Raw genomic sequence first — 22,886 nt, 5'->3', positions numbered from 1 at the left:
CTTGCTGTCGTCCGATTCGTCACAACGTTCATACTGTCGAATGGACCCGGCATCCCTGTTTCAGTTCCGGAGACAAGATTGAAAATCGGCATCGATGGCAGGAATCTCGGGTCGGCTACCGACGGGATCGGCCGGTTCGTCCATAATGCCGTGAAGGCATTGGCGGCTCTCGGTGCCGGTGTAACTGTCTATTCGCCTGGCAGGATCAATGCGAACTACGAAATTCCGTCTGGCGTTTCCGTGCGGGTCGCCAATTACAAGGGCCCCTATGCGCGAATCTTCTGGGGCCAGGCCGTGTTGCCCTCCTTGGCCCGGCGCGACCGCGTGGAGGTGTTCTGGGGGCCATCGCATCGTCTGCCCTTGGTTCTCGACGGCGGCATCGCACGGGTGGTGACGATTCACGATCTCGTCTGGTTGCACGCCGCGCGGACCATGCGAACCCGGACCTGGGCGGGTGACCGCCTGCTGATGAAGCCCGCGCTGCGGACCGCCGATGCCGTGGTTGCCGATTCGATGGCCACGGCCACCGCCTTGACCGCCGAATTCCCCTGGCTGAAAGCGCCGGTCAGGACCGTGCACCCCGGCACCGTCGCGCTGCCGGCGCCTGGAGATTTTGCGAGCCTGCAGCCGCTCGGCATCAGCCAGCCCTATGCGCTTTTTGTCGGTACAGTCGAGCCCCGGAAGAACCTTGGCAATCTGATAAAGGCCTACGGCTTGCTGCCGACAAGCATCCGCTCTGGCTGCGATCTGGTCATCGCCGGCGGCTCGGGGTGGAAACAGACGGGCCTTGCCGATAAGGTGCGCGCCGGCGGGCTGGAGGCGAACATCAAGTTTACCGGATTCGTCGACGACATGACGCTCGCGACGCTTTATGCGAATTGCCTTTTTCTGGCGATGCCGTCCCTCTACGAGGGGTTCGGCTTTCCAATTGTCGAGGCGCAGTCTTTTGGCAAACCAGTGCTGACGTCCAACACGTCCTCAATGCCTGAAGTTGCCGGAGGCAACGCTGTCCTGGTCGCTCCCAACGATCCAGAGGCAATCGCCGCCGCGTTTAGCCAGCTTTGTGCCGATGCGCAGTTCCGGAGCGGTCTCGCAGCAGGTGCGCAGAAAAATGCCGGGCGCTTCACCTGGGACAATCATGCCAAGGGCATGCTGCGGGTTTTTGAACAGGCCGTCGAACAAAGACGGAAGAGCAACGCTTGAAAGTCCTGCACTTCTTCAAGACCTATTGGCCTGATACCTTCGGCGGGGTGGAACGAACGATCCATGCCATCGCCCAAAGCACGGCAAGCTATGGCATCGAAAGCGAAGTGCTTTCCCTAAGTCGCGCTCCGACAGAGAATACCCAGCGATTTGACGGACACATGGCCCACAAAGCCCAGCTGGATTTCGAGCTGGCGTCGACGGGATTCTCACTTGAGGTTTTTCGCAGGTTCAACGAGCTGGCAGGGAAAGCGGATCTGATACACTACCATTTTCCATGGCCATTCATGGACATGGTGCATTTTCATTCCCGCCACCGCAAACCGAGTGTCGTCACCTATCATTCAGACATCGTCAAACAGCGGCTTTTGCTGCCCTTTTATCGGCCATTGATGCTGCGTTTCCTGCAGGACGTGGATGCAATCGTTGCGACATCGCCGAACTATCTGAAATCGAGTCCTGTTCTCAAAGGCTTCGAGGCAAGATCGACGGTCATTCCGATCGGCATTGACGAGAATGCCTACCCCGTACCGACCGAAGCCGACAATAACTGGTGCCGTTTGGCGGTGGCGGAACCCTTCGTGCTGTTTGTCGGTGTCTTGCGCTACTACAAGGGGTTGGACGTGCTGATCCAGGCGGCCAATCAGGTGCGTTGCAAGATTGTCATCGCCGGGTCCGGCCCCATCGAGCCGCAACTCAAACTTCAGGCCGCGAAATTGCGTCTCGATAACGTAATCTTCCTTGGGGAGGTCACGGAACAGAGGAAGATGGCGTTGCTTCATGCCAGCCGAGGATTTGTTTTCCCGTCGAACCAGAGGTCGGAAGCCTATGGGCTGTCCCTGGTTGAAGCAGCGATGTGCGCCAAAGCGATGATTTCGTGCGAAATCGGCACGGGAACGACGTATGTCAACGAGCCTGGGGCAACCGGGCTGGTGGTTCCGCCGTCGGATCCGGCGCGTCTGGCTGAAGGCATCAACCGCTTGGTGGATTCGCCTGAAGAAGCCGAGAGATGGGGACGGGCCGCGCGGGATCGGTATACCAATCTCTTTACTGCTGACAGGATGGGAAAGGCTTATGCCAGCCTCTATTCCCGATTGGACACTCGACCCGCTTGAAATAGCGGTCTCGCACGCGGGGCACGGGACGCTGCCCGCAAAGTGCCTGAAGCCAAAAAAACTCTGGCGATGATCTCAAGTCCACGCTATGCGATACAAGCGGCGGGGGCCGAGGATTGGCACTAAGAACATGTGGCCGGTACCGAATGGTATTCAATCTAGCGCTACTTTAGTGTCAAAATCTTGGTGCTCGGAGTTCAGTACTAGCCAATGACTTCCTATGTAAATGCCGTATCCGGATTCCGGCCGAAGATGCGGCGCGCCATCATCATGGTCCAGGATATGGTCATGGTCCTGATCGCCGTGGCGCTCAGCCTGGTGCTCTCCAGGTCAAATCTTTCGTTCGATGCATTCTCTTACGAAGGCCTCGTCACCTGGACCGGGATCGTGCTCATTAGCCACCTGCTGTTTCGATATTGTGGTCTCTACACCACGATCTGGCGCTTTGCCTCGACCCCTGACTTTTTCAACATTCTGAAGAGCTGTGCGATTCTGACGGTCGTGCTCTATGCTCTTTCGCTGCTGTCTCGTTTCTTGCAGCCCGTGGCTGGCCTCAACGAGCGTCAATTCATCGTCTTCTTCCTCGTTTCCTTCACCATCATATCGGCGCCTCGGTTGTTCTACCGGTTCCTTCGCGATGGCGCGAGCTGGGGCATCGTCACCCTGAAGGCTGATAAGGCGCAGGCCAAGCGGGCGCTGTTCGTCGGTCGGCTCGGCGAAGCCGACCTGATCATCCGCTTCACGCGCACGGCGGAGCCGGCCGACTATTCCATCGCCGGCATCATGGCGACCGAGCGCGGCGCACCGTTGGGCACACGCATTCGAGGTGTTCCCGTGGTGGCGTCCCGGCCACGCCTCATCGATGTGCTGGAGGACTATGCCGCCGGCACCAAGAGCATCGACCTGGTTATTTTCGGCAGCGGGGTCGAGCATGAGATCGAGGAATATTCCGAGCTTGTGCGCATCGCCCGCCATGGCGGCATAGCCGTCTTCCAGTTCTCGAGGCTTTCGCAACTGGGACAGGAGGGAAGGATCGTTCTCGACGAGGTCGAGATGGAAACGATCCTGCGCCGCCCGACGGTGCCGTCCGATATCGAACGCATCGGTGCCTTTGTCGGCGGCAAGCGTGTCCTGGTGACGGGAGGGGCCGGGTCCATCGGCCGCACACTGGTCAAGCGGTCGCTGGAACTGGGGGCAGGGGCGGTGCTGGTCGCCGACAATTCCGAGTTCGGCATCTTCCAGTTGAGCCAATATGTCGACGAGAGCGACCATGATCGCCTGAAGGTCCGCATCGTCGATGTCGCGGACCGGCGCCAGATGACGCGTGTCGTCACTGAGTTCAAACCGGACATCATCTTTCATGCCGCGGCGCTCAAGCACGTTCCGCTGCTAGAGGAGAACTGGGAATCGGCAATTCAGACCAATGTTTTCGGCACGCTTGTCTGCGCTGAGGTTGCCGCCAAGTGCGGCGTTCCGCAGTTCCTGCTCATATCGAGCGACAAGGCCGTGGATCCGACCTCGGTGCTTGGCATCACGAAGAGAGCGGCCGAGCAGCTCGTCAGTTCCCTGCACGAAAGCCACACGATCGCGTCGGACGGGCGCCGTTCCGGTACCAAGTTCATAGCTGTGCGGTTCGGCAACGTATTTGGCTCCAATGGTTCGGTGGCGACGATCTTCCAGGCGCAGATCGAAGCTGGTGGTCCGGTCACCATTACCGATCGACGCATGACGCGATATTTCATGACAGTGGCGGAAGCCGTCGACCTCGTCATCATGGCCGCCGCCGACGCACAGTCGCGCAACGGCATGGACGACTATGCCATCTACATGCTGGACATGGGCAAACCCGTGCCGATTCTCGAAGTCGCGGAAACCATGATCCGCATGGCCGGCAAGACGCCCTATGCGGACATCCCGATCCGCTTCACCGGCATCAGGCCCGGTGAGAAGCTGCATGAGACGCTCCAGGGAGCCAATGAAGAGATCATTACGCTCGACATCGCTAAGATCTTCGGTCTCAGGACCGATGTCGTGGCGTGGCCGGCGGTCCAGGCCGCGCTGGCTGCGCTGCAGGCGGCAATGAAGAACCAGGACAAGGCCTCCGCCCTTGCCGTGTTGGCCGAACTCCATCGGCCGGATTCTCCGGCGCCGCCCGACACGCTGCAGCAAACTGGCCCCAGACCAGTCGGGCAAGCAGGTTAGAGACGTTGCAGCGGGCGGTTGAATGGCGAGATTGTTGCCTGGATATCGATCCCGCGGCTCGCGCTGCCGCCGTTTCGCACTTTCCTGGAATTGTTCGCGTGATCAGGGGATGGCCGTGAACGGACTGAAGCGAGCCTTCGATCTCGTCGGGACAGCCCTGCTGTTGTTGGTGACGTCGCCCATTCTATTGCTCTGCGCCCTTGCGGTGCGCGCATCCTCGCCAGGTCCGGTGATTTTTTCGCAAATGCGGGTTGGCCGCGATGGTGCGTTGTTTCGCTGCCACAAGTTGCGCACGATGGTCCAGGGAACGCCGTCCTTGCCCTCGCACGAGGCGCCAGCGAATGCCGTGACGGCGGTCGGAAGGATCTTGCGGAGATTCAAACTCGATGAACTGCCGCAATTCTGGAATGTCCTGCGGGGCGAGATGAGCCTGGTCGGGCCGCGTCCCTGCCTGCCGACGCAGACGGAACTGATCGAGCGTCGCAGGCAGTTGGGGGTCTTGGCGGCACTTCCGGGCATTACCGGCATGGCCCAGGTCAGGGGCATCGACATGTCGAACGCGCAGCTTCTGGCCGAAACGGATGCCGCCTATCTCAGGAGGGCGTCGTTCTGGCTCGACCTTCGCATCCTGTTCGCAACGCTCTACCGCAACGGCGGCGATTGAGCGTTTCCAAGCCGCGCTATCTCGGCCAGCCGCTCCAGCGTGCCGGTTTCCGGCAGCCAGCCTTCGGACACGAGCAGGGACGGCTCGCATATCTGCGTTGCGGTCATGCTGTCCCAGGCCGTCCGTTTGCCCAGGAGGATCGCGGCTGCCCGCAGCGGCCCGGCCGGCCCGGCGATCAGGCGCTTCGGCCGTCCGAAACCACTGCGAAAAGCGCCGACGATGCCAGCGATCGAGACCGGCGGCACATCGCTGGCAATATAGATCGGGCGCAGCGGTCCCGAACGGTTCAGCAGATGCCATATCGCTCCTGCCGCGGATTGCGATGACAGCAGCGAGCGTTTTCCCGTCAGTGCGCCTTTCGGCAGCGGCACGCCTGTATCGGCCAGGCGCAACAACGTCGCCAGGTTTCCTTTCATGCCGCTTCCATGGACAGGGGGCAGCCGCAGTACGGTGGCGTCGGAGCGGCCGCGCGATGCGTAGGCGTCCAGAACTCCGATCTCCGCTTCGCGCTTCGAGCGCCCATAGGCGCATTGCGGATCGGGTATCGTGTCCTCGTCGATCGTTGCGCTGACGCGCGCGCCGATCACCGCCCGGATCGAGGAGAGCTGGATAAAGCGTCCGCTTGCCTGTTCGGCGGCGGCTTGCGCCAGCCGTGCGCTCAATTGCGCATTGGCGGCTCGAAAATCGGCTTCGGTGGCGTTGCCTTCATCATTGTTGAGGCCGGCGCAATGGACGACATCCGTGACATCCCTGGTAAGGGCCAGGAAGGCAGCCACCGGCGTATCGAACTCTGGCATCAGCACTGCGTCATGTCCCGGACCGAGCCTTTCCGGATGCCGGGATGCGAGGCGAAGCTCCGCCCCCGCCTCACGAAGCCGATGCACCACTTGGCGGCCGATAAAGCCCGTCGCGCCTGTAACCAGGACTTTCATTGGCTTTGCCCTGAAACGGCTATTGGGTGGTCGGTAGAAGCGGCCGATCTTCCGTCGCTGGCGCAAGTGCTTGGTCCTGCGGCAACGGAGCCTGACGTCCGGAGGCAAGATAGGTTCCGGACACCAGGAAGACCATCAGCACTGAATCCAGAATGTCGTGGCCAACCAGGATGCCCGTCATGCCGGCCGTGAGATAGGTGATCACCACGATGACGATCATCGTAGCGCCAAAACGTTCGATCGGATCGGCGCTGTTTCGCAGGACTTGTGCGGCATTTCTGGCGGCAACGACAAAGATCGCCGCCAGCGTCACCGCTCCCAGGATTCCCGCCTGCACCAGGGCCGTCAGAAAGCCGTTGTGGAAATGATTGAAGCCGGCATCCATCCCGAACTGATCCCGAAAACCCCGTCTTATCAAGGATTGGGTGGCACCCACGCCATGTCCAAACCATGGAGTCTCCCGGAACGCCTTCAGGCCTATGTCCCAAAGGGCAACCCGGAATCCCAACGAGGTGCTGTAATTGCCCTGTGCCCCAAGCCCATCCCAGTCGGCGCGAAGAAAGTCGACACGCCCGGATATGGTCTGGAAGCCGACAGCAGCGACCACGACGCCGACCGCCGACAACAGCAACAGCAGGCGAACGGCATTCCTCCCTCTCAGCCGCTGCTGGTTGATTGCTAGGACCGCAATGCCGGTGAGCAGTAGCGACAGCCATATGATGCGCGTACCGGAATAGACGATGGCGATCGTTCCGCCGAGCGCTGCGCAGATAAGGACGTTCCTGTGTCTCTCCATACCCGACAAGGCCGCAGCCACACAGACCATTACGGCAAGGCAGAGGACCTCCGCGAACACGATCGCATTGCCGGCCCCACCCTTGGCCCTCATCCCAAGCCCATATTGCTGGATAACGGCCAGCAGCAGCGCAGCAAAACAGGCTGCCATGCTGCTGAGCACGATGACCCGGACAAGCGTCGTCTTCTGGGTGATGCTCCACGTCGAATAGGAGATCGGGAAAAGCACGAAGGTGACGAGGGGGACCAGGCGTAGCGCATCCCTGGCGATCGCACCGTTGACAAGGGAAGCCACCAGATTGGTGGCGCAATAGGCATAGATCGCGATCGTTAGCGCCATCATCGCCGGGTCGACATTGAAACGCCTTTTCCTGAAGGCGACCAACAGGACGGACCACAGGCCTCCCCCATTGAACACGAAGCTGACAGCCGATCCCAGAACAGGGGGGCAAAAGAAGCACAGAATGGAGAAGCCGATATTGACCCGGGAAGGCGTGAATTGCTGTCGCAGGGATGAAAGCCGGCTCAAGTCTCGGGCTCGCTATTTCTTGGGCATCTTTCATTGCGGCGCGCCTTGCTTGACGAGTGCGCTCGCCTCGAAATTACCCGTCCTCCTGATGCACCTGCCATCGTCCCCGGGCTGGTATAGCGGCTGGGCGGTCTCTTCGATAGTGTGCGAGGTCAAATTGCCGCTCGAAAACCGCCATCCGGTGCCGGCCGATCAGGGGAGGCTCGCGGACGATTTACAGTCGGTCTATTCAAGCAATATTTTTCCCGCGCTTTCGCCTCGGCAGAGCCCGGGAGGAGAAATTTCCGGGATCCGCCGAAAGCATGGAAAATTCATTCTCGAACTGGTCGCTGCCGGGCTCGTCTTGCATTGTTCTGCCGTGCGCCGATCTGCTAGAACGACCGCACGAAACACTTTGTCCAGAAGCAAAGCTTGAACCGGGCGCAAAAAGCTCGTTGATTTGACGCAAGGCCTTCCGGCGCAAGGCACGAGAGAGCGCTCACAGTCCATGACCATAGCACTTACGCATCTGCAGCGGCTTGAAGCTGAATCCATCCACATATTCCGCGAGGTTGCGGCCGCGTTCTCCAAGCCGGTGATGCTCTATTCGGTCGGCAAGGATTCATCCGTGCTGATGCATCTGGCTATGAAGGCATTCTATCCGGCCAAGCCGCCGTTTCCGTTTCTTCACGTCGACACCACCTGGAAATTCCGCGAAATGATCGCTTTTCGCGATCAGATGGCCCAAAAACTCGGCTTCGACCTTCTGGTTCATGTCAACGAAGACGGCGTGCGCGACAACATCAATCCGTTCGTTCATGGCTCGAACACCCACACCCATGTGATGAAGACCGTGGCGCTGCGCCAGGCGCTCGACAAATATGGTTTCGATGCCGCCTTCGGCGGCGCCCGCCGCGACGAGGAGAAGTCGCGCGCCAAGGAGCGCATCTTCTCTTTCCGCAATGCCCAGCATGTCTGGGATCCGAAGAACCAGCGGCCCGAGATGTGGAAGATCTTCAACACGCGCATCGCATCGGGCGAATCGATCCGCGTCTTCCCGCTATCGAACTGGACCGAACTCGATATCTGGCAGTACATCCTGCAGGAGAACATCCCGATCGTGCCGCTCTATTTCGCCAAAGAGCGGCCGGTGGTGGAACGCGATGGGATGCTGATCCTCAAGGACGACGATCGCATGAAACTGCGTCCCGGCGAGACCGTCGAGAACCGGCTGGTGCGGTTCCGCACTTTGGGCTGCTATCCGCTGACCGGCGCTATCGAATCCGACGCCGACACGCTCGAAGCCATCGTCGGCGAGATGCTGACCGCGCGCACCTCCGAGCGCCAGGGTCGCCTGATCGACCGTGATGAGGCTGGCTCGATGGAAAAGAAGAAGCGCGAGGGGTATTTCTGACCATGCGTCACATCATGGCAAAAAGCCTCGCCCCGACCGACAGCGTCCGCGACTATCTGGCCGCGCAGGAGAAGAAGTCGCTGCTGCGCTTCCTGACCTGCGGTTCGGTCGATGACGGCAAATCGACGCTGATAGGACGCCTGTTGTCCGACACCAAGCAGATATTCGAGGACCAGCTTGCCGCGCTCGAACGCGATTCGCGCAAGCACGGCACCACCGGCGACGACATCGATTTCGCGCTGCTGGTCGACGGCCTCGAGGCCGAGCGCGAGCAAGGCATCACCATCGATGTCGCCTACCGTTTCTTTGCCACGCCGAAGCGCAAGTTCATCGTCGCCGACACGCCCGGCCACGAACAGTATACCCGCAACATGGCGACAGGCGCCTCCACCGCCGACCTAGCGATCGTGCTGATCGATGCCCGGCAAGGGGTGCTGCGCCAGACCAGACGCCATTCGATCATCGCCTCGCTGCTCGGCATCCGCCACATCGTGCTGGCGGTCAACAAGATCGATCTCGTCGATTTCGATCAGGCTATTTTTGACCGGATCGTTGAGGACTACGGACAATTCTCGCGCGATCTCGGCTTCCAGAGTATCGTGCCGATCCCGATGTCGGCTCGCTACGGTGACAATGTCAGCGGCCGCTCCGACAACATGCAATGGTACTCCGGCCCGACGCTGATCGAGCACCTCGAGACTGTTTCGGTGGAAGAGGCCGCTGTCGAACTGCCGTTCCGTTTTCCGGTGCAATACGTCAATCGCCCGAATCTCGACTTCCGCGGCTTCGCCGGCACGATCGCGTCAGGTGCCATCGCACAAGGCGACGAGGTCGTCGTCGCCAAATCCGGCAAGTCGTCGCATATCAAACGCATCGTCGCTTATGGCGGCGATCTCAAGCAGGCGGTGGCCGGCCAGGCGATCACGCTCGTTCTTGACGACGAGGTCGAGGTTTCCAGAGGCAATATGCTGGTCTCCCCGGCCGCCCGGCCGCAGGTCGCCGATCAGTTCGCCGCCAACATCGTCTGGTTTGACGAGCATGCGCTGTTGCCGGGCCGTTCCTACATCCTGCGAACCGAAACCGACCAGACCAGCGCCACCGTCACCGACCTGAAATACCGCATTAATGTCAACGACTTCGCCCATGAGGCGGCCAAGTCGCTTGAAATGAACGAAGTCGGCATCTGCAACATCTCGACGCGGGCGCCGATCGCCTTCGATCCTTTCGCGGAGAACCGCACCACCGGCGCCTTCATCCTGATTGACCGCATCAGCAACGCCACGGTCGGCGCTGGCATGATCGTGCATTCGCTGCGTCGCGCCGAGAACATCCACTGGCAATCGCTCGATGTCGGCAAGCGCGTGCGCGCCGACATGAAGAACCAGCGGCCCGCCGTCTTCTGGTTCACCGGGCTTTCGGGCTCCGGCAAGTCGACCATCGCCAATCTGTTCGAGAAGAAGCTGTTCGCCACCGGCCGGCACACCTATATCCTCGACGGCGACAATGTCCGTCACGGTCTCAACCGCGATCTCGGCTTCACCGACGCCGACCGCGTCGAGAACATCCGCCGGGTGGCTGAAGTGGCCAAGCTGATGGCCGATGCCGGGTTGATCGTCATCGTCTCGTTCATTTCGCCCTTCAGCGCCGAGCGGCGCATGGCACGTGAGCTGATGGCCGATGGTGAATTCATCGAGGTGTTTGTCGACACGCCGTTCGAAGAATGCGCCAAGCGTGATCCGAAGGGCCTCTATGCCCGCGCGCTGAACGGCGAGATCAAGAACTTCACCGGTGTGGATTCGCCTTACGAAGCGCCGGAAAAGCCGGAAATCCATCTGAAGACGCTCGGCAGATCGGCGGAAGAGATGGTAGATGCCCTGGAACACTGGCTGAACGAGCGTGACATTGCCGAAGACCAATATGACAATGGCGGCGGTATCTGACGACAGGTCGATGCTCGACATCTTCGAACAGCTGGCTTTGGCCGCTGGACGCGAGGTCATGCGTGTGTTCCACGCCGGCTGCGCGGTTGATCGCAAATCGGACTCCTCGCCGGTAACCGAGGCGGACCGTGAGAGCGAGAAGATCATTCTCGCCGGCCTGCGCGCCGCGTTCCCCGACATTCCCTGCGTGGCCGAGGAGGAAGCGGCGGCCGGCATTATGCCGGCTGATCTTGGCGACGCCTTCTTCCTCATCGATCCGCTCGACGGCACCAAGGAATTCGTCAATCGCCGCACCGACTTCACCGTCAACATCGCGCTTGTCCGCCATGGCGTCCCGGAAATCGGCGTCGTCTTCGCGCCTTGCACCGGCCGCTTCTTCTCCGGTCTGCCGGGTAGGGCGGAATCCCTGGAGCTCGACGGCGATTACCATATCGTCGGCCGCCGGCCGATCACGGTGCGGGCAGGGGGCACGCCGCTCGCGGTCGTTGCCAGCCGCTCGCACAACACGCCTGAAACCGATGCCTTCATCCGCGATCTCGGCACTGCGGAGATCGTCTCGGTGGGCTCATCGCTGAAATTCTGCCTACTCGCGGCAGCGGAAGCCGACGTCTACCCGCGTTTCGGCCGCACCATGGAGTGGGACACCGCGGCCGGCGATGCGGTGCTGCGCGCCGCTGGCGGCATGACGCGCACCCTGGATGGCAAGCCCTTGGCCTATGGCAAGCGCGATCAGGCAAGCGACAGCGATTTCGCCAACCCGCATTTTATCGCGAGCGGCAGGACAGGGGCTGGCGGCGGCGATCACGGGCATTGAAGTGGAAAATCCTCTTCGATCGCCTATGCTGTGCGAGCGGGTTCCTGAGTCGGTAGTTCAATGTCGTTTTCGCATAGATGTCGTGCGCTCGTTCTGGGCGATCTTCCGGTATGGACCTGCAATCGTGATGAGATAGTGCTCAGGATGTTGATGGGCTTGTCCGCCGTCTCTCCCGCGCTTTTTGCCTTCATCGAAATGTCGCCGACCGTCCTGGCCATTGTTGCGGCGCTACTAAGCACTCTAAGTCTCCTGGCGAAGAGGGCACGCTTCGCCAGCGTAACGATCCGCTTCGCGGTGATTCTCGCTCTCTTGTCCGGTCTGGTTCTGTCGAGCGTGCTTTGGTCGGTGGACTCGAGCCGCTCGCTCGCGGCGGGGACTGGCGTTCTTTTCTACTCGATCGCCGCCGTCCTGCTGGTTCAGGGCATGCTCGCGCTCACCAGAGCCCAATGCGACCGGCTAGCGAGGGTCTCGTTGATCGGCTTGACCATCGGCTTGCTGTCGGTGATCGGCAGGGAATTGTATTTTGCGTTCTTGACCGACGATCCGCGATTTGTCGAAAATGTTTTCACGCTACACAAGATCACCGTCTATGGAGCGTTCTTCGCGGTCGTCCTTCTCGCCCAGCCGGCGCCGATCTGGAAGGGGCTTGCTGTTCTTTTTGCCGTGCTGACATTGGCCTACGGTCAATCGACGGGTGTCAATCTGGCGATCGTCGTTGTCGCGATCATCTTTGTCGTCCCCGCTAGCCGCCGGCAACATGCCTTGGTCGGATTCTTCGCGATCTACCTGTCTCTTGCGCTGATTGCCCCTTTCATCGCGGAGCCTGTCTTCGACTTGCTCAAGACGACGGGATGGCTGGCCTTTTATCCGGGAACCTTCGCCGCTAGGCTAGATCTCTGGCAGATGATCGCTCCCCATATCGTGGACAAGCCGTTTCTCGGCCACGGCGCGAACACGATCAGAAACGCTGCAGACGTTGTCGTTAATCCCACATATTACACGCTGGTGGATCTCCCAAGCGCGCATAACATCGTCTTCGACCTGTGGTACGAACTGGGCGCCCTGGGCATGATCGTGTACGCGGTGCTGCTAGGGGCAATCTTGAGGACGATCCACATTCTGGACGACCGCAGCCATTTCATAGCCGGCAGTTTCCTGATCGTAGCCGTCGTCGAACTGTCGGTCGACCATCGAATCTGGTTGTCATGGGTTCTCGGAACCCTCGTCTTCGTAGCAGGCGTCTGCATATTGCATTGCCGCGCGGTTACCGTCTCGGGAACGGGCAGCCGAACGGCAATTTCTGCGGTGCATTTGAACACAAACGCTCCAACGCACCGCTGAACCGCGCCGATATCGGCTGACTTCGACGTTTACTCGGCTGCGGCCTGTGCCGAGTTCGAGCCGATATAGTTGCGGATCGTTTCGATGATGCGGTCCTGGTCGGCTTCACTGAGATAGGGATGCATCGGCAGGCACAGGATCCGCTTCGGCAGGTCCTCCGAAACCGCAAGGCCGGTCGGAGTGCGCGGGTAGTCGCGATAGGCCAACTGCTCGTGCAGCGGCTTCACATAGTAGATCACCGACGGGATGCCCTTTTCGCCCAGATGCGCCTTCAACCCGTCTCGCTTGGGCGTCTCGATAGCGTACTGCGCCCAGGCCGAACGGCTGCCGTCGAGGTTGCGGGCGGCTGTCACGATATCGCCGAGCCCTTCGGCATAGCGGCTAGCCACCACCTGACGCGCTACCATCTCGTCTTCGAGAATGGCGAGCTTTTCGATGAGAATCGCCGCCTGCAGGGTGTCGAGCCGTGAATTGATGCCGACGCGGACATTGTCATATTGCGTCTCGCCCTTGCCGTGGAAGGCGAAGGAACGCAGCTTGTCCGCCATCGCGTCGTCATTGGTGAACATCGCGCCGCCGTCGCCATAGCAGCCCAGCGGCTTGGCCGGGTAGAAGCTCGTCGAGCCGACATGGCCGAAGGCACCGCACATCTTGCCGTCAAGCGACCCGCCCATCGACTGGGCGGCGTCCTCGATCACCAACAGCCCTTCGCGGTCGGCGATGGCCATGATGGCCTCATAGTCGGCGGCAAGGCCGAATAGGTCGACCGGGATGATCGCCTTCGGCTTCAGCCTTCCTTCCTTCTTTATCATGGCGATGGCTGCCTCGAGGCTGGCGATGTCGATGTTGTAGCCCATCGGATCGACATCGACGAAGACCGGTTCGGCCTTGGCCAACGCCACCACTTCGGCGGTGGCGGCGAAGGTGAAGCTCGGCACGAACACAGCATCGCCCGGGCCGATGCCGGCGGCAAACAGCGGCAACAGCAGCGCATCGGTGCCGTTGGCGCAGGCCACGACATGCTTGGTCCCTACATAGGCGGCGAGCTTTTTCTCGAATTCCGCGACCTGCGGACCGAGAATGTAGCGGCCATCCTCGACGACATGATCGATCGCGGCCTTCAGCCGGTCGCGGATGCGTTCGCGCTGCGCGCCAAGATCAATGAACTGCATGTCGGCCTCAAAAACGGTTTTAACCAGGCTGTTCAGCCAGATAACGGCCCGCTGGTACCAGAGTTGCGCCTGGCGAGAAAGCCGGGCAGCCAGGGCTGTCAATTGCCCGGATATCGCCGTCTGTTACCTCTGATTTCAGGCGAATCCAGGCGAGATGCCGGAAATCCGGGCTTCGCCGGGCGCAATCGCGCCTTTATAACGCCTGGGATCGGCCCTGCGAAACATAAAGTGATCGGTTGGCTCAACTTAAGGTGAGCGTTTTCAGGCGATTTCATGCCGCCAGGGCGGATTGGCGCCAGCGCGCGACACTGTCACCGCTGCCGCCTTGGCGCCGAGCGCCAGGGCCTTGCGGACGGCGTCCTGCGTGAGGCCGGCGATGGCCCCTTTCGTCAGCAGGCCCTGTTCATGCAGTGACGCAAGGATGCCGGCGTTGAACGTATCGCCGGCGCCGACCGTGTCGACCACCTCGACCTTTTCCGGCATTACGGTGATGGCATGGTCCTTGGTGTAGCCGACAGCACCTTCACTGCCATGGGTCACAACGATCAGTTTGGGGCCGCGATCGAGCCAGTTGCGGATGACGTCCTCATGCGAGCCAGCTTCGCCGAACCAGTTCAGGTCTTCGTCCGACAGCTTCACGATGTCGGCCATTGCCATCATCGCGCGGATGCGCCTCAGGTGCTTTGCCTTGTCAGGGATGAAGTTAGGCCGGATGTTGGGGTCGAGCATCATGACGCGGCTCGCATGCTCGCGCCGCATGAACTCTTCATAGGCACTGCCTGCGGGCTCCGAGATAAGGCTGATGGCGCCGAACAGCATGGCCTCGATCTCGCTGCCGAGCGTCGGCAGGTCGTCGATGGTCAGCATGCGTCCGGCGGTGTTCTCGTCATAGAAGGTGTAGGTCGCCTGGCCGTTGGTGAGCCTCACGAAGGCCAGCGTGGTCGGCCTGGGCGAGGTGTGCGCGTAGGTGGAACTGACCTTGCTCGCGCCCAGCGCATCCCGGAACTGGCCACCGAAAAGATCCGACGACAGGCCCGAAAAGAAACCGGCCGGCGCACCCAGCCGGCCAAGCGCGATCGCTGAGTTGAACACCGCGCCACCGACATAGGGCGCGAAGGCCGGCTCACCTTGCGTCGTCGTGCGCGGCAACATGTCGATCAGGGCTTCGCCGCAGCAGAGGATCATGGCTTCCTGGTTTCCGGCGGATAGATCACGCCCTTGCGGATGATGATGTTGGCGAAGAGCCGCGGTTCGCTTGTCGCGACGATGGCATGCGCCGATTTGACCCGTGCATAGAAGTCGGCGCCGGCCAGTGCAACCACCTTGCGGCCGGGCGCGCGTTTGGCGCAGATCGCCTCGATCTCGTGATGGACCGGATCGGCGAGCGAGGGGTCGCCTTTCACGGACGCACGAAACAGCGCCTCCGGCACAGCGTCATCCACCGGCAGGACGCTCAGTATCGCGTCGAGCATTGGAATGAGCGGATGACCGTCGGCACGGATGAGGCGCTTTGCCTGTTCCTCGGCCGGATAATTTCCGTCGACCAGCGCAATCTCGTCGCCATGGCCCATGGCGCGCAAAGTCGCCAGCAAGTCCGGACCGAGCAATGCCGGGATTCCGATCAGCATTCAGGCGCTCCTGGAAATCGTCGTCGAACTGATCAGGAAGCGTTCGGACAGCGGCAGGCTGGCGCCGCCGAGCGCGCGCGCGTGGATGCCGACTGTCCCCTCGCGGACGGAGGGAAGTTTCAGGCCCTCGCCGTCGATTGTCGTGATCGCCGCGATGATGGCATCGACCAGCCGGCGGCGCACCGCCAGCGGCATCCAGCCGTCGATCACCGCCGCCTCGAAATCGATGACCGAGGAGGCCGCGACGATGGCATAGGCAAGCGCCTGTGAGGCGCTGGCGATCCAGTCGTCGAGTTCGGAACCGATCTCGCCCCAATCCTCGGGCGAGGTCCACAGATGCGAGGCCTCGACGCCACGCGCATTGAGCGCTTTCTCCAGCATGGCGATGGAGGCGACGTCGATCAACTGGGTCGGCTTGCCGTCCGGCCCGGGCACCGGCATGGAGCCGAGCGCGCCCGCATTGCCGGTCGGGCCGCCGAACAGCCTGCCGTTGAGCACGATGCCGCCGCCGGCGAAGGCGCCGATATAGAAATAGACGAAGTCACGCGCGCCGCCCGCCTGGCCGAAGACGAGCTCGGCGCCGCAGGCAGAGGTCGCGTCGTTCTGCAGATAAACCGGAAAATCGCATTGCCCCTGGATATCGGCGCGGATGTCGCGGTGTCGCCATTCGTCCATGACATCGCGTGGCGCACCCGCGGTGTCGGCCCAGTTCCACAGTTCGAACGGCATGGCGATGCCGAGGCCGGCGATGCGCTTGTCCTGCGCCAGCGTCAGCTCGCCGCGCATCTTCTTCATGCCTTCGGTGACGAATTCCACCGTCTCGCGCGGTGCCGGGTAACGGTAGGAGTGCTGCAGCATCGCGCGCACATGCCCGAGAAAATCGATCAGCACCAGTTCGGCGCTGCGTCGGCCGATCTTGAGGCCGATGAAGAAAGCGCCTTCGGGATTGAGCGCCATCGGAATGGAAGGCTGGCCGATCTTGCCGCGCAGCGGCGCCTGGCGCAGCAGCAGGCCTTCCTCTTCGAGTTCGCGCATGATGACCGAAACAGTCTGCGCCGAAAGTCCGGTCATGCGGGCGATGTCGGATTTCGCCAGACTGCCATGCTGGCGCACCAGCGAGAGCACAAGCCGCTCGTTGTGGTCGCGCATGCCGCTCTGGTTGGTGCCGCGGTGAATCAGGCTCTCATTCGCTTCGGGCGAACCGTGCCTCGCAGTGGCGGTCTCCACCCTGTTCCTCCCGTCGTTTCCCCTCAATGCTTTTGGGCCAGAATGAGTGAAGGACGCAAGGCTGTCAATAATAAATAAGAGTGATTTAATTATTGACAGAGCCCTCGGTCTGGTGTCTGTTGAACGGGCGTCCATGCTGGGAGAAATTCGTTGGATGCGCCGTAGATGCCGGTTGGCCGGCATCCGGAATAGTTCCACTGGGAGGAAGCTCGTGACCAATACAAAATTGTTGAAATCGACCGTGTTTGCCGCCGCTGCATTGGGCCTGGTGGCGTTTGCCTCGTCCGCATCCGCCGCCGGTGTCGGCGCTTGCCTGATCACCAAGACCGACACCAACCCCTTCTTCGTCAAGATGAAGGAGGGCGCGACCGCCAAGGCCAAGGAACTCGGCGTCGACCTCAAGACCTATGCCGGCAAGATCGACGGCGACAGCGAGAGCCAGGTGGCGGCGATCGAAAGCTGCATCGCCGACGGCGCCAAGGGCATCCTGATCACCGCGTCCGACACTAAGGGCATCGTGCCGACCGTGAAGAAGGCGCGCGACGCCGGCCTGCTGGTGATCGCGCTCGATACGCCGCTCGACCCGATCGACGCCGCCGACGCGACCTTCGCCACCGACAATCTCGAAGCCGGCAAGCTGATCGGTGCTTGGGCCGCCGCGACGCTCGGCGATAAGGCCAAGGACGCCAAGATCGGCTTTCTCGACCTGACCCCCTCGCAGCCGACCGTGGACGTGCTGCGCGACCAGGGCTTCATGATGGGCTACGGCATCGACGTGAAGGATCCCAACAAGATCGGCGACGAGACCGATCCGCGCATCGTCGGCCACGACGTCACCAACGGCAACGAGGAAGGCGGCCGCAAGGCGATGGAGAACCTTCTGCAGAAGGACAACACCATCAATGTCATCCACACCATCAACGAGCCGGCCGCTGTTGGCGCCTACCAGGCGCTCAAGGCCGTCGGCCTTGAAAAGCAGGTGCTGATCGTCTCCGTCGACGGCGGCTGCCCCGGTGTGAAGTCGGTGACAGAGGGTGTCATCGGCGCGACGTCGCAGCAGTATCCGCTGCAGATGGCGGCGCTTGGCATCCAGGCTATCGCCGCCTTTGCCAAGGACGGCACCAAGCCCAAGCCGACCGAAGGCAAGAACTTCTTCGACACCGGCGTCAATCTGGTGACCGACAAGCCGGCCAAGGGTGTGAAGTCCATCGACACCAAGGAAGGCCTCGCCAAGTGCTGGGGCTGATGCCGGTCTGACCGGCAATTTACTGAACTCGAGCGGTCGGGGCTTGATCCCCGGCCGCTTCGGGTGGACGATGGGTCGCGTGACCGCGAACAATCCCGGCAACAGACCGGAAAGGCGTGGACGGGCGTCGGCGCTAGGCTGACACCTCACGGGGAGGAAACATGGCTCAAGCTCAGGAATTCGAGAAGGTTCTCTCGGGCAGCGACACCAGCGTTGCAGCATTCGACGAACACAAATCGGCCGTCAGGCGCATCCAGCATTTCCTGCATTCGACGCCGGCGGCGGTGCCGCTGATCGTGCTGGTCCTGTCGATCATCATCTTCGGCATCACCATTGGCGGACGCTTCTTCTCGTCCTACACGCTGACGCTGATCCTGCAGCAGATTGCCATCGTCGGCATTCTAGGTGCTGCGCAGACACTGGTCATCCTGACCGCCGGCATCGACCTGTCGATCGGCGTCATCATGGTCATCTCGGCCGTGATCATGGGCAATTGCGCCGTCAGCTACGGTCTGCCGAGCGTGATCGCCGTGGCGCTCGGGCTTGCCGCTGGTGCTGCCTGCGGGCTGCTCAACGGGGTGTTGGTCGCCTACATGAAGCTGCCGCCCTTCATCGTGACGCTGGGCACCTGGAACATCGTCATGGCCACCAACTTCATCTATTCGGCCAATGAGACGATCCGTGACACCGACGTCGACACTCAGGCGCCGCTGCTGCATCTGTTCGCTCTGAGCTTCAAGGTCGGCACCGCTGTGCTGACAGCTGGTGTCATCGCCATGGTCGCGCTGGTGCTGCTACTCTGGTACGTTCTCAATCACACCGCATGGGGCCGCCATGTCTACGCCGTCGGCGATGACCAGGAGGCGGCGAAGCTATCGGGCATCCAGACCAAGAAGGTGCTGATGACGGTCTACACCCTTGCCGGGCTGATCGCTGCTTTCGCGGCCTGGGTCTCCATCGGCCGCAACGGTTCGATCTCGCCGTCGGCTGCCGTCACCGACTACAATCTGCAGGCCATCACCGCGACGGTGATCGGCGGTATTTCCCTCTTCGGCGGGCGCGGCTCGATCCTGGGCACGCTGTTCGGCGCGATGATCGTCGGCGTCGTCTCCATGGGCCTCAACATGCTGGGCGCCGATCCGCAATGGAAAGTGCTGCTGACCGGTGTGTTGATCATCGGCGCCGTGGCTGTCGACCAATGGATCAGAAAGGTTTCGGCATGACCCAGGAGCCCATCCTCACCGCGCGTGGTCTGGTCAAGCGCTATGGCCGCGTCACCGCTCTCGACAATGCCGACTTCGACCTCTACCCCGGTGAAATCCTCGCCGTCATCGGCGATAACGGCGCCGGCAAGTCGTCGCTCATCAAGGCGATTTCAGGCGCTGTCGTGCCCGACGAAGGCGAAATCCGGCTTGAAGGCAAAACCGTCTCCTTCAAGTCGCCGATGGAAGCCCGCGAGGCCGGCATAGAGACCGTCTACCAGAACCTCGCGCTCTCGCCGGCACTGTCGATCGCCGACAACATGTTCCTCGGCCGCGAAATCCGCAAACCCGGCTTCCTCGGCCAATGGCTGCGCATGCTCGACCGTCCCGCGATGGAAAAGCGGGCCCGCGACAAGCTCACCGAACTCGGTCTGATGACCATCCAGAACATCGGCCAGGCGGTGGAGACGCTATCCGGCGGCCAGCGCCAGGGTGTCGCGGTGGCGCGCGCCGCTGCCTTCGGCAGCCGCGTGGTGATCATGGACGAACCGACTGCCGCCCTCGGCGTCAAGGAAAGCCGCCGCGTGCTCGAACTGATCCTCGACGTCAAGAAGCGCGGCCTGCCGATCGTGCTGATCTCGCACAACATGCCGCATGTCTTCGAAGTGGCCGACCGCATCCACATCCATCGCCTCGGCCGTCGTCTCGCCGTCATCGACCCCAAGCAATATACCATGTCCGATGCGGTCGCCTTCATGACCGGCGCGAAGGCGCCTCCGGAGGCGGCGCTCGCCGCCTGACTGTCAAATTGCCGCAGGGTAAGCTGGAGGCCGTACATCTAAATCGATTGAACATATGTTGCGATGCGGTAACATGGGCTGGGCTGAATGGTGAAAGCCGGTATGATCGTGGCAACGGCACGAGAGGCAGCATGACGCGCGCGATGACATCCGAACCCCTTCCGCCACAACTCGAAAATCCAGATCCGAAGACGCTCGCAAGGGAAGTCTTGATGGCCCTCAAATACAGGGTCGGCAAGGACACCACCGTCGCGACGCAATATGATTGGCTGACCGCCTCCATCAAGGTCGTGCGCGACCGCATCGTCGATCACTGGATGCAGGCAACCAAGGAAGCCTACGACCAGCAGGAAAAGCGCGTTTATTACCTTTCGCTGGAATTCCTCATCGGCCGCCTGATGCGCGATGCCTTTTCCAATCTCGGCCTGATGGACAATATGCGCGCGGCGCTGTCGTCGCTCGGCGTCGACCTCGATCTCATTGCGGCGCTCGAACCGGATGCGGCACTCGGCAATGGCGGCCTTGGCCGGCTCGCCGCCTGCTTCATGGAAAGCATGGCGACCGTCGACATTCCCGCGCATGGTTACGGCATCCGCTACGCCAACGGCATGTTCCGCCAGGAGATTCAAGGAGGCTGGCAGGTCGAACTGCCGGAGACCTGGCTCGATCACGGCAACCCCTGGGAATTCGAACGGCGCGAACGCTCCTTCGAGGTCGGCTTCGGCGGCTCGGTGGAATCCATCACCTCGAAGGACGGCCGGCTCGAGCGCCATGTCTGGAAGCCGACCGAACATGTCCTGGCTGTCGCCTACGACACGCCTGTCGTCGGCTGGCGGGCAAACCGCGTCAACACGCTGCGGCTGTGGTCTGGCATGCCGATCGATCCGATCCTGCTCGACAAGTTCAATGCCGGCGACCACATCGGCGCGCTCGCCGAAAGCAACAAGGCCGACGCGCTGTCGCGCGTGCTTTACCCCGCCGATTCCCATATGGCCGGGCAGGAGCTCAGGCTGCGGCAGGAGTATTTCTTCTCCACCGCCTCGCTGCAGGACATCGTGCAGCGGCATCTCAGCCAATATGGCGACCTGAGATCGCTTCCCGACAAGGCGGCGATCCATCTCAACGACACCCATCCGGCGATCGCGGTACCCGAGCTGATGCGGCTGTTGATGGATGTCCACGGCATGGACTTCGATCTCGCCTGGGATGTCACCAAGCGCACCTTCGGCTATACCAACCACACGCTTCTTCCCGAGGCGCTGGAAAGCTGGCCGGTGCCGTTGTTCGAACGGCTGTTGCCGCGCCACATGCAGATCGTTTACGCCATCAACGCACAGGTGCTGCTCGAGGCCCGCGCCACCAACCAGTTCTCGGACGAGCAGATCAGCCGCATCTCGCTGATCCAGGAAAATGGCGACCGCCGCGTGCGCATGGGCAATCTTGCCTTTGTCGGCTCGCACTCGATCAATGGCGTGTCGGCGCTGCATACCGAGCTGATGAAGGAAACGGTGTTCGCCGACCTGCACAAGCTCTATCCCGACCGCATCAACAACAAGACCAACGGCATCACGCCGCGGCGCTGGCTGATCCAGTGCAACCCCGGACTGACCTCGCTTGCCCGCGAGGCGATCGGCGACCGCTTTCTCGACGACATCGACGCCATCAAAGGGCTCGACGGTTTTGCCGATGACAGCGCGTTCCGGGAGAAGTTCGCGGGCGTCAAGCGGCAGAACAAGGCGCGACTGGCCAATCTCGTCGCCGACCGGCTCGGCATCAAGGTCGACCCATCGGCGCTGTTCGACATCCAGGTCAAGCGCATCCACGAATACAAGCGCCAGCTTCTCAACATCCTCGAGGCGATCGCGCTTTACGACCAGATCCGCTCGCACCCCGAACGCGACTGGATGCCGCGCGTGAAATTCTTCGGCGGCAAGGCGGCGCCCAGCTACCACAACGCCAAGCTGATCATCAAACTCGCCAACGATGTCGCCAAGGTGATCAACGGCGATCCGGCGGTTCGCGGTTTGCTGAAGGTGGTGTTCGTGCCGAATTACAATGTCAGCCTGGCCGAAATCATGATGCCGGCCGCCGACCTGTCCGAGCAGATCTCGACCGCGGGCATGGAGGCGTCGGGCACCGGCAATATGAAGTTTGCGCTCAACGGCGCGTTGACCATCGGCACGCTCGACGGCGCCAATGTCGAGATCAAGGAATGCGTCGGCGACGACAACATCTTCATCTTCGGGCTGACCACGGCCGAGGTCGCCGAGCGGCGTAACAATGGCTACAATCCGCGCGCCGTAATCGAGGACTCCCCCGAACTGGCGCAGGCGGTGGCGGCCGTCTCCTCGGGTGTCTTCTCACCCGATGATCCCAATCGCTACCGCGAGTTGATCGACGGCCTCTATAACAGTGACTGGTTCATGGTCGCCGCCGATTTCGACGCCTATGCGGCCGCCCAGCGGGATGTCGACGCTGTCTGGCGCAACAGCCCGGACTGGTATGCCAGGGCAATCCGCAATGTCGCGCGCGTCGGCTGGTTCTCCTCCGATCGCACGATCCGCCAATACGCGAAAGAAATCTGGAACGTGCCTGCCTGATGTGATTGCATGAGGCCACGAACAACGTGGTCCCGGTGATGCGGGTCGAATACCGGCTCACATCACCAGAACAAACACCTGGT

At 61.6% G+C, this 22,886-nt stretch carries 18 protein-coding genes; 12 read left to right on the top strand and 6 right to left on the bottom strand.

The window, feature by feature from the left end:
• Positions 1–78: 78 nt before the first annotated feature.
• The 4 genes from EB233_RS24430 (at position 79) to EB233_RS24415 (ending at position 5,184) form a co-directional block, all read left to right on the top strand.
• Entirely contained in the window at positions 79–1,203 is a 1,125-nt protein-coding gene (locus EB233_RS24430; RefSeq protein ID WP_064991881.1) for a glycosyltransferase family 4 protein, read from the top strand.
• Positions 1,200–2,318 (top strand): glycosyltransferase family 4 protein, encoded by a 1,119-nt coding sequence (locus EB233_RS24425; RefSeq protein WP_064991880.1) that lies wholly within the window; start codon positions 1,200–1,202, stop codon positions 2,316–2,318. Before EB233_RS24430 ends, EB233_RS24425 begins: the two co-directional genes overlap by 4 nt.
• Positions 2,319–2,528: 210 nt before the next feature.
• Positions 2,529–4,520: a nucleoside-diphosphate sugar epimerase/dehydratase gene (locus EB233_RS24420; RefSeq protein WP_064991879.1), complete on the top strand. Its 1,992-nt coding sequence runs from the start codon at positions 2,529–2,531 to the stop codon at positions 4,518–4,520.
• Positions 4,521–4,629: 109 nt separating this feature from the next.
• The gene (locus EB233_RS24415; protein WP_064991878.1) at positions 4,630–5,184 is read left to right on the top strand and encodes a sugar transferase; all 555 of its coding nucleotides are present in this window, start codon (positions 4,630–4,632) and stop codon (positions 5,182–5,184) included.
• Here the strand turns inward: EB233_RS24415 and EB233_RS24410 are convergent.
• Together EB233_RS24410 and EB233_RS24405 are read right to left on the bottom strand one after the other, a co-directional pair.
• Positions 5,163–6,116, bottom strand: a complete 954-nt coding sequence (locus EB233_RS24410) for an NAD-dependent epimerase/dehydratase family protein (RefSeq protein WP_064991877.1) — start codon at positions 6,114–6,116, stop codon at positions 5,163–5,165. The two genes, EB233_RS24415 and EB233_RS24410, sit on opposite strands and share 22 nt — an antisense overlap.
• Before the next feature lie 19 nt (positions 6,117–6,135).
• Positions 6,136–7,440, bottom strand: coding sequence for an O-antigen ligase family protein (locus EB233_RS24405; RefSeq protein WP_064991876.1), 1,305 nt, complete (start codon positions 7,438–7,440; stop codon positions 6,136–6,138).
• Positions 7,441–7,927: 487 nt separating this feature from the next.
• On the opposite strand from EB233_RS24405, the gene cysD reads away from it, so the two are divergent.
• The 4 genes from cysD (at position 7,928) to EB233_RS24385 (ending at position 12,928) form a co-directional block, all read left to right on the top strand.
• Positions 7,928–8,833, top strand: coding sequence for a sulfate adenylyltransferase subunit CysD (cysD, locus tag EB233_RS24400; protein ID WP_064991875.1), 906 nt, complete (start codon positions 7,928–7,930; stop codon positions 8,831–8,833).
• 2 nt (positions 8,834–8,835) lie between these two features.
• A complete protein-coding gene (gene cysN / locus EB233_RS24395; RefSeq protein WP_064991874.1) occupies positions 8,836–10,773 on the top strand; it encodes a sulfate adenylyltransferase subunit CysN in 1,938 nt (645 codons plus the stop codon).
• Positions 10,774–10,783: 10 nt separating this feature from the next.
• Positions 10,784–11,587, top strand: a complete 804-nt coding sequence (gene cysQ / locus EB233_RS24390; protein WP_064991914.1) for a 3'(2'),5'-bisphosphate nucleotidase CysQ — start codon at positions 10,784–10,786, stop codon at positions 11,585–11,587.
• Positions 11,588–11,743: 156 nt separating this feature from the next.
• The gene (locus EB233_RS24385) at positions 11,744–12,928 is read left to right on the top strand and encodes an O-antigen ligase family protein (protein WP_210262466.1); all 1,185 of its coding nucleotides are present in this window, start codon (positions 11,744–11,746) and stop codon (positions 12,926–12,928) included.
• A gap of 29 nt (positions 12,929–12,957) precedes the next feature.
• Here the strand turns inward: EB233_RS24385 and EB233_RS24380 are convergent, their stop codons facing one another.
• The 4 genes from EB233_RS24380 to EB233_RS24365 all read right to left on the bottom strand — a co-directional run bounded on the left by EB233_RS24380 (position 12,958) and on the right by EB233_RS24365 (position 16,955).
• Complete coding sequence (locus EB233_RS24380; RefSeq protein ID WP_064991913.1) at positions 12,958–14,100, bottom strand: DegT/DnrJ/EryC1/StrS family aminotransferase; 1,143 nt, start codon at positions 14,098–14,100, stop codon at positions 12,958–12,960.
• Positions 14,101–14,361: 261 nt separating this feature from the next.
• A complete protein-coding gene (locus EB233_RS24375) occupies positions 14,362–15,285 on the bottom strand; it encodes a carbohydrate kinase family protein (protein ID WP_064991872.1) in 924 nt (307 codons plus the stop codon).
• The gene (locus tag EB233_RS24370) at positions 15,282–15,728 is read right to left on the bottom strand and encodes an RbsD/FucU family protein (RefSeq protein ID WP_027053504.1); all 447 of its coding nucleotides are present in this window, start codon (positions 15,726–15,728) and stop codon (positions 15,282–15,284) included. Before EB233_RS24370 ends, EB233_RS24375 begins: the two co-directional genes overlap by 4 nt.
• Positions 15,729–16,955, bottom strand: coding sequence for an ROK family transcriptional regulator (locus tag EB233_RS24365; RefSeq protein ID WP_064991871.1), 1,227 nt, complete (start codon positions 16,953–16,955; stop codon positions 15,729–15,731).
• A 229-nt stretch (positions 16,956–17,184) separates the two neighbouring features.
• Here EB233_RS24365 and EB233_RS24360 point away from each other — a divergent pair, with 229 nt between their 5' ends.
• The 4 genes from EB233_RS24360 (at position 17,185) to EB233_RS24345 (ending at position 22,803) form a co-directional block, all read left to right on the top strand.
• Positions 17,185–18,201, top strand: a complete 1,017-nt coding sequence (locus tag EB233_RS24360) for a sugar ABC transporter substrate-binding protein (RefSeq protein ID WP_027053506.1) — start codon at positions 17,185–17,187, stop codon at positions 18,199–18,201.
• A gap of 161 nt (positions 18,202–18,362) precedes the next feature.
• The gene (locus EB233_RS24355; protein ID WP_064991870.1) at positions 18,363–19,424 is read left to right on the top strand and encodes an ABC transporter permease; all 1,062 of its coding nucleotides are present in this window, start codon (positions 18,363–18,365) and stop codon (positions 19,422–19,424) included.
• Entirely contained in the window at positions 19,421–20,203 is a 783-nt protein-coding gene (locus EB233_RS24350) for an ATP-binding cassette domain-containing protein (RefSeq protein WP_027053508.1), read from the top strand. The genes EB233_RS24355 and EB233_RS24350 overlap by 4 nt, the downstream gene beginning before the upstream one ends.
• A gap of 131 nt (positions 20,204–20,334) precedes the next feature.
• The gene (locus tag EB233_RS24345) at positions 20,335–22,803 is read left to right on the top strand and encodes a glycogen/starch/alpha-glucan phosphorylase (RefSeq protein WP_064991869.1); all 2,469 of its coding nucleotides are present in this window, start codon (positions 20,335–20,337) and stop codon (positions 22,801–22,803) included.
• Positions 22,804–22,886: the final 83 nt, after the last annotated feature.

This window comes from Mesorhizobium erdmanii (assembly GCF_013170725.1).
GTDB classification, from domain to species: domain Bacteria; phylum Pseudomonadota; class Alphaproteobacteria; order Rhizobiales; family Rhizobiaceae; genus Mesorhizobium; species Mesorhizobium erdmanii.
The sequence above is the reverse complement of the archived record's forward strand: the minus strand, read 5'-3'. Positions and strand labels throughout refer to the sequence as shown.